Consider the following 7,234-nt stretch of genomic DNA (forward strand, 5'->3'; position numbering starts at 1 on the left):
GGCCGGGGTTTCCATCCGCGTATTGTAGCCGCCGCATCCGGGCATCGCACGGGGGGTGTTGCAGGCACCGGTGCGATAATCCGCCAATGCAGACCGACTCCTCGCAATCCCTGCCGCCGGGTGCCCTGCGCGGCACGCTGATGGTCCAGGGCACGACTTCCGATGCCGGCAAGAGCACCATCGTGGCCGGCCTGTGCCGGGTGCTGGCGCGTGCCGGCACGCACGTGGTGCCATTCAAGCCGCAAAACATGGCGCTGAACAGCGCGGTCACCGCCGACGGCGGCGAGATCGGCCGCGCGCAGGCGCTGCAGGCACAGGCCGCGCGGCTGGCACCGCATACCGACATGAACCCGGTGCTGCTCAAGCCCAGCAGCGACACCGGCGCGCAGGTGATCATCCACGGCCGCGCGCGGCTGGACCTGGATGCGCGCGCCTACCATGCCTACAAGCCCGAGGCGATGAAGGCCGTGCTGGCTTCGCACACGCGCCTGGCGCAGGCCTATGAGGTGGTGCTGGTGGAGGGCGCCGGCAGCCCGGCCGAGGTCAACCTGCGCGAGCGCGACATCGCCAACATGGGCTTTGCCGAGCGCGTCGACTGCCCGGTGGTGCTGGTGGCGGACATCGACCGCGGTGGCGTGTTTGCGCACCTGGTCGGCACGCTCGACTGCCTGTCCGAGAGCGAACGCGCGCGCGTGACCGGCTTCATCATCAACCGCTTCCGCGGCGATGTCGGCCTGCTGGAGCCGGGACTGGACTGGCTGGTGGCGCGCACCGGCAAACCGGTATTCGGCGTGCTGCCCTTCCTGCACGGCCTGCATCTCGATGCCGAGGACGCCATCATCGGCGCGCAAGCGGACAAGGCCGGCACGCCGGCGCAGCGCCTGCGCGTGATCGTGCCGGTGCTGCCGCGCATCGCCAACCATACCGACTTCGACGCGCTCCGCGCGCACCCGCAGGTGGACCTGCAGTTTGTCGGGCCCGGCATGCCGATCCCGCCCGCGGACCTGGTGGTGCTGCCCGGCAGCAAGAACGTGCGCGGCGACCTGGACTTCATCCGGGCCAATGGCTGGGACGCGGCGCTGGCCCGGCACCTGCGCTACGGCGGCAAGCTGATCGGGATCTGCGGCGGCATGCAGATGCTGGGGCGGCAGGTGCACGATCCCGATGGCCGCGAAGGCCCGGCCGGCAGCAGCGCGGGGCTGGGCTGGCTGGATTTCGAGACCACGCTGGCGGCAGAGAAGCAGCTGCGCCAGGTCGGCGGCCGGCTGGCGCTGGATCAGGCCGATGCGCCGGTGCGCGGCTATGAGATCCACCTTGGCGTCACCACGGGCGCGGGGCTGGAGCAGCCGGCCCTGTGGCTCGAGCGCGGCGACGGCACGGTGCGGCCCGACGGCGCGCGCTCGGCCGACGGCCAGGTGCTGGCCACCTATGTCCACGGCCTGTTCGACGAGCCCGCCGGCTGCCAGGCGCTGCTGCGCTGGGCGGGGCTGGACGGCGCCCAGGAGGTGGACCTCGACGCATTGCGCGAAGCATCGATCGAGCGGCTTGCCGACACCATGACCGCGCACCTGGACCTCGATGCGATGCTGGCGCCGCTGCGGCGCTGACGCATTCGGCACGGCCGCCTGGCGGGGCCCCTGCTAGAATCGCGAATCTTTCGCATTTGCATTCTGCGTGGAGGTGGCCTGTGCGCCATATTCCACGCATGGCAGCATCCGCTCAACGTACTTCAGCCCCCACATGGTCACCGGCCGCCTGCGCGTCGCCCTCGTCAAACTGCACCTGTATATCGGCCTGAGCCTTGGCCTGCTGTTCGTCCTGTTCGGGCTGACCGGCATGACCATTGCCTGGCGGGAGGAACTGGATGCCTGGCTCAACCCTGACCTGCTGGTGGCGTCCGCGCCGATGACGGAGCCGGTGTCGCCGGCCACGGTCCAGGCAGTGACCGAGCGGCTGGCTGCGCCCCCCTATGGCAAGCCCAACCTGCTGATGCTGCCCGTCCATGCCGACGGCGTCTTTACCGCCTGGTACCCGGTCAAGGGGCCCGACGGCGTGGTGCCGGGCCGCTCGCGCCAGGTGATGGTCGATCCGGTCACGCTTGCGGTGAAGGGCGAGCGGGTCTGGGGCGAGGCGGGCCTGTCGCGCCGCCTGTTGCTGCCCACGCTGTTTCACCTGCATCGCTACCTGCTGTCAGGCGACACCGGCAAGACCATCACCGGCGTGGCCGGCATGCTGCTGTTGCTGACCACGCTGGTGGGCGTGGCGGTGTGGTGGCCCAGGATGAAGCTGCGCTCGGTGGTGCAGGCGTTCCGCATCACGCACGGCGGCTCATGGTCGCGCTTCAACTATTCGCTGCATCGCGCCGGCGGCATCCTGGCCGCGCCGGTGCTGGCCATCATCGCCTTTTCGGGCTGGTACCTGAACCTGCCGAAGTGGGTGACACCGATGGTGGCGGGCGTGATGACCGTGACGCCGCCGGTGAAGCACGTCTCGGCACCGGCGCCGGCCGGGGCCCGGCCGCTGGGCGCGGGCGAGATCATGGCGGCGGCGCAGGCCGGGTACCCGCAAGCGCAGGTGACCCGCATCAGCTTCCCGCGCAAGCCGGGCGACGCGTTCGAGATTCGGCTGCGCCAGCCCGGCGAGGTGCGCAAGGATACCGGTGCCACGCGGCTGTGGCTCGATGCCTGGAGCGGCAAGCCGCTGGGCATGCGTGATCCGCAGCAGGCGCCGGCGGGCGACACGCTGCTGAACTGGCTGTTTCCGCTCCATACCGGCGAGGCCTTCGGGCTGCCGGGGCGGGTGTTTATCACGCTGTTCGGGCTGGCGCCGCTGGCGTTTGCCGTGACCGGCGTGCTGATCTGGTGGAAGCGGCGGCGGGGTCATCAGCGGCATGTGATGAAGGCCGCACAGCGATCCGGCATGCGCCGGGCATGAAAAAAGCAGGCCGCCGGCCTGCTTTTTTGCCTGGTGCGGCGCTGCCGCTCAGATTTCCAGGTTATCGATCAGCCGGGTCGCGCCCAGCTTGGCGGCAGTCAGGATTACCAGCGGCTCGCCGGCGAGGAATTCCTCGCGCGTCGGCGCCTGCAGGTCGACGCGCTTGCGGATCGACACGTAGTCCGGCTTCCAGCCGCGCCTGGCCAGCGATTCCTTCGCATTCGCCTCGACCGCAAGCAGGTCGGCCGAAGCGCGGTCGCTGCCCAACACGGTGTCGCGCACGTCATGCAGCGTGCGGTACAGCACCGGCGCCTCGGCGCGCTCGTCGGGGCTCAGGTAGCGGTTGCGCGACGACAGCGCCAGGCCGTCTTCGGCACGGATGGTCTCGGCGGGGATGATGTCGATCGGCAGGGCAAACTGCTGCACCATGCGGCGCACGATCATCAGCTGCTGGTAGTCCTTCTTGCCGAACACCGCCACGCGCGGCTGCGCGCACGAGAACAGCTTCATCACCACCGTGCACACGCCCTTGAAGAAGCCGGGGCGGAACTCGCCTTCCAGGATGTCGCCCAGGTCATGCGGCGGCTCGACGCGGTATTCCTGCGGTTCGGGGTACATATCGCGCTCGGACGGCGCGAACAGCACGTAGACGCCTTCCTTCTGCAGTTTCTCGATATCGTCCTGCAGCGTGCGCGGGTACTTGTCGAAATCCTCGTTCGGGCCGAACTGCAGGCGGTTCACGAAGATCGATGCCACCACCGGGTCGCCGTGCTGGCGCGCCAGGCGCATCAGCGACAGGTGGCCTTCGTGCAGGTTGCCCATGGTGGGCACGAAGGCAGCGCGGTTCTGGCCGCGCAGTTGGTCGCGCAGCTCTTGGATGGAGGAAATGACTTTCATCTGCCTTGGTGTGCTGGTCGTGGTAGGTGTGACCCGGGCGCCGGTCCGTCGAGGGGCGGCACATGGACTACCGGTCTCGGCCTTCTGTCGGGCGCGGGGCCTTCGGGCACTTGCCTTCGGGGCCTGCACCGTGGGCCATTGGGCCGGCTGTCGGCGGATTGTAGAACATGTTGGGACGGGGCCGGACCCCGCAGCGCGGGTGGGTCAGGTCGGGCTGTACGCCAATCGCACATAAATTGGGGCGAACGGTTCGGCCTGGGTGATCTCCACCAGCGCTTCGCGCGACAGCTCCAGCATGGCGATAAAGTTCACCACCACCACCGGCACGCCCTTGCCGGAGCGCACCGCGTCCTCGAACAGCTCGGAGAATTCCATGAAGCGCGCGTGTTGCAAGCGGCGCAGGATCTGGCTCATGTGCTCGCGCACCGACAGTTCCTCGCGCGAGATCTTGTGGTGCTGGTTGAGCTTGGCGCGCTTGAGCACATCGGCCCAGGCGGCCTGCAGGTCGATCGTCTCCACTTCCGGGAAGCGCGGCGCCAGGCTCTGCTCGATATAGACCTGCGAGCGCAGGAAGTCGCGGCCCAGCTGCGGCACCGTGTCCAGGCGCTGCGCGGCCAGCTTCATCTGCTCGTACTCCAGCAGGCGGCGCACCAGCTCGGCGCGCGGGTCCTCGGCCTCATCGTCGCTGTCGGCCTTCTTGACCGGCAGCAGCATGCGCGACTTGATCTCGATCAGCATGGCCGCCATCAGCAGGTATTCGGCGGCCAGCTCGAGGTTGGTCTTGCGGATCTGCTCGATGTAGGACAGGTACTGCCGCGTGACCTGCGACATCGGGATGTCGAGGACATTGAAGTTCTGCTTGCGGATCAGGTACAGCAGCAGGTCCAGCGGGCCCTCGAAGGCTTCCAGGAAGATCTCGAGCGCGTCCGGCGGGATGTACAGGTCCTGCGGCAGCTTGAACAGCGGCTCGCCGTACAGGCGCGCGAAGGCCATCCCGTCGACCATGTCGGCGGGGCCGGCAGGGCCGGCTGCAACGGCCGGGGCCACGGCAGGCAGCTCGACGGGCAGCGGCAGCTTGTCCTGGTCGCCTGCGCTCATGGGCGGCGTGCGCTCGCGGGGGCGGCGGGAATCAGTTGTCCTGCGCGTAGACGTATGGCTTCTGCGCCACGCGCGAAGCTTCGGCGCGGGCGCGCTCTTCCAGGTCGATCGGCGACTTGTCCCACAGCAGGGCACGGCCGTCGCGCTGTTCGGCCTCCAGCGTCGGGCGCTCTTGCTTGAGCTGCTTCAGGAACTGGGTGATATCGGATTCGTAGATGGCCATGTTCAACCGTGATGCGCCCGCGCGGGCGCCAGATAGGTACAGTGGGCCACGATTTTACAGTATCGGCCCCCCGGAATGCATCCGGGCCGGGTACAAGGCGCCGGAAAGTTCCGGGCATAAGGCCGGGTGTGGTCAAATACCGACTTTGTATGTGTGGACAATCGGCGATGCCGCAAGACACCGCTATTACCGCTGACTCCGCTGGCCGCGCGCGCGTGGCCGTTCGCGTACTGGCCGCGCTGGGCGCGGTGCTGGCGCTGGCGGCAGCCCCGGCGCGCGCCGCCTACAAGGTCGAAGTCGAGGCGCCCAAGCCGATCCGCGAGATGCTGGAAGAGCATCTGGACCTGGCACGCTACCAGGACCGCGCCGACCTTTCGCCGGACCAGCTCGACTATATGATCGAGACCGTCGGCGAGCAGGTGCGGGCGTTCACCTCAACCGAGGGCTACTTCGACCCGACCACCACCACCCGCGTGGAAGGCGAGGGCGACAAGCGCGTGGTCCACGTGATGGTCGACCCCGGCGCGCGCACGCTGATCCGCAATGTCGACGTCCAGGTGACGGGCCCGGCGGCCACGCGTTCGCCCGAACAGGTGGCCGAGCTGCAGGCCAAGTGGGGACTGCCGGTGGGCGAGCCGTTCCGGCAGGGCGACTGGGACAAGGCCAAGGAGGACGCGCTGGTCACGCTGCAGAGCCACAATTACTACGGCGCGCGCCTGGCCGCGTCGCAGGCGCGCGTGGAGCCGGACGACCAGCGCGCGGACCTGTCCGCGCATTACGCCAGCGGCCCGGCCTACCTGCTGGGGCCGCTGAAGGTGACCGGCACGCGCCGCTATCCGCAACAGATCATCTACAACGTCAACCCGCTGAACGAGGGCGAGCCGTACCGCGTGGAGCGGCTGCTCGAGTTGCAGCGCGCGATCCAGAACCAGCCGTACTTCTCCAACGTGCAGGTCGACCTGGAACCGCCCCCGGACGCCGACAAGGCGGCAGACGGCGTGGTGACCGCGCCGGTCTCGGTGCGCGTGCGCGAATATCCGGCGCACCGGCTCAACAGCGGCGTGGGCTTTACCACCGACACCGGCGCGCAGATCGAAGGCCGCTATTCGTACTACAACCTGTTCAACCGCGCCTGGACCTTCGACTCGCAGGCGCGGCTGGAGCAGAAGCGCTCCTATCTGTTCGCCGAGGCCGCGATGCCCCCGGACAGGGGCAACTACCGCAACAGCGTGTACAGCAGCTACGAGCGCACCATCGACATCGAGAACACCGACACCACCAGCCTGCGCGCGGGCCTGAAGCGCTCGCGCTCGCGCGAGAAGTACGACGTGACGACGTCGCTGGATTTCTACTACGACAAGCTGCTGCCGGAGGGCCAGGCCGCCCAGATCAGCAAGGCGCTGGTGCCGGCCTTTGCCTGGACGCGGCGCGACGTCGACAATCCCGTGTTCCCGCGCCGCGGCAACGTGATCAGCACCCAGATCGGCGTGGCCGCCAGGGGATTCCTCAGCGATGCCACATTCCTGCGGCTGTACGGCCGTATCCGCCAGTACATACCGGTGGGCAAGCGCGACCTGGTGGTGGCACGGCTGGAACTCGGTGCCGACCTGACCGGCGACAGCTCCAGCCAGATCCCGGCCACGCTGCGCTTCCGCGCCGGCGGCACCGATTCGATTCGGGGCTACACCTACCAGTCGATCGGCACGCCCAGCGGCTCCAGCATCTTGCCGGCCAAGTACCTGGGCACCGGCAGCCTGGAGTACCAGTACTGGTTCAAGCCGGACTGGGGCGTGGCGGTGTTCTGGGATCTCGGCACCGCCGCCGACAACCTGCGCGGCGTGACCATCTACAACGGCGTGGGCGTCGGCGTGCGCTGGCGCACGCCGGTGGGCCCGCTGCAGCTGGACGTGGGCTACGGCATCCAGGAGCAGCAGTTCCGCCCGCATATCTCGCTGGGGGTGGCGTTCTGATGCGGCACCCTTGTATTTCACGCCTGACCCGGATGCCGGCATGAGCGCCCACGATCTGCCTTCGGTGCCCGGCGGCGATTCGGCCCGGACCCCGACCCCGCCCGCGCCCCCC

General features: G+C 68.8%; 6 protein-coding genes. 3 read left to right on the plus strand and 3 right to left on the minus strand.

All coding sequences use genetic code 11. The features are described from left to right. The first annotated feature begins 86 nt into the window (after positions 1 to 86). Both AC3WRI_RS29500 and AC3WRI_RS29505 read left to right on the plus strand, forming a co-directional pair. Entirely contained in the window at positions 87 to 1,607 is a 1,521-nt protein-coding gene (locus AC3WRI_RS29500; protein WP_454749633.1) for a cobyric acid synthase, read from the plus strand. Between the two features lie 133 nt (positions 1,608 to 1,740). Further along, positions 1,741 to 2,934 carry a PepSY-associated TM helix domain-containing protein gene (locus AC3WRI_RS29505; protein ID WP_492294619.1) on the plus strand — a complete coding sequence of 398 codons (1,194 nt, stop codon included), beginning with the start codon at positions 1,741 to 1,743 and terminating at the stop codon, positions 2,932 to 2,934. A 48-nt stretch (positions 2,935 to 2,982) separates the two neighbouring features. Here the strand turns inward: AC3WRI_RS29505 and panC are convergent, their stop codons facing one another. The 3 genes from panC to AC3WRI_RS29520 form a co-directional block, all read right to left on the minus strand. Further along, positions 2,983 to 3,831 (minus strand): pantoate--beta-alanine ligase, encoded by an 849-nt coding sequence (gene panC / locus AC3WRI_RS29510; protein ID WP_010814906.1) that lies wholly within the window; start codon positions 3,829 to 3,831, stop codon positions 2,983 to 2,985. A gap of 204 nt (positions 3,832 to 4,035) precedes the next feature. After that, positions 4,036 to 4,929: a segregation and condensation protein A gene (locus tag AC3WRI_RS29515; protein ID WP_010814905.1), complete on the minus strand. Its 894-nt coding sequence runs from the start codon at positions 4,927 to 4,929 to the stop codon at positions 4,036 to 4,038. Between the two features lie 31 nt (positions 4,930 to 4,960). Further along, positions 4,961 to 5,152, minus strand: a complete 192-nt coding sequence (locus tag AC3WRI_RS29520) for a DUF3460 family protein (protein WP_010814904.1) — start codon at positions 5,150 to 5,152, stop codon at positions 4,961 to 4,963. A gap of 167 nt (positions 5,153 to 5,319) precedes the next feature. On the opposite strand from AC3WRI_RS29520, the gene AC3WRI_RS29525 reads away from it, so the two are divergent. Then, a complete protein-coding gene (locus AC3WRI_RS29525) occupies positions 5,320 to 7,122 on the plus strand; it encodes an autotransporter assembly complex protein TamA (protein WP_010814903.1) in 1,803 nt (600 codons plus the stop codon). Positions 7,123 to 7,234: the final 112 nt, after the last annotated feature.

This window comes from Cupriavidus sp. FW305-27, assembly GCF_058787995.1.

What these genes read in the sequence shown, in the direction of transcription:
- AC3WRI_RS29505 (WP_492294619.1), top strand. Translation starts at nt 1,741, where the DNA reads ATGGTCACCGGCCGCCTGCGCGTCGCCCTCGTCAAACTGCACCTGTAT.
- AC3WRI_RS29525 (WP_010814903.1), top strand. Translation starts at nt 5,320, where the DNA reads ATGCCGCAAGACACCGCTATTACCGCTGACTCCGCTGGCCGCGCGCGC.
- panC (WP_010814906.1), bottom strand. Translation starts at nt 3,831, where the DNA reads ATGAAAGTCATTTCCTCCATCCAAGAGCTGCGCGACCAACTGCGCGGC.
- AC3WRI_RS29515 (WP_010814905.1), bottom strand. Translation starts at nt 4,929, where the DNA reads ATGAGCGCAGGCGACCAGGACAAGCTGCCGCTGCCCGTCGAGCTGCCT.
- AC3WRI_RS29500 (WP_454749633.1), top strand. Translation starts at nt 87, where the DNA reads ATGCAGACCGACTCCTCGCAATCCCTGCCGCCGGGTGCCCTGCGCGGC.
- AC3WRI_RS29520 (WP_010814904.1), bottom strand. Translation starts at nt 5,152, where the DNA reads ATGGCCATCTACGAATCCGATATCACCCAGTTCCTGAAGCAGCTCAAG.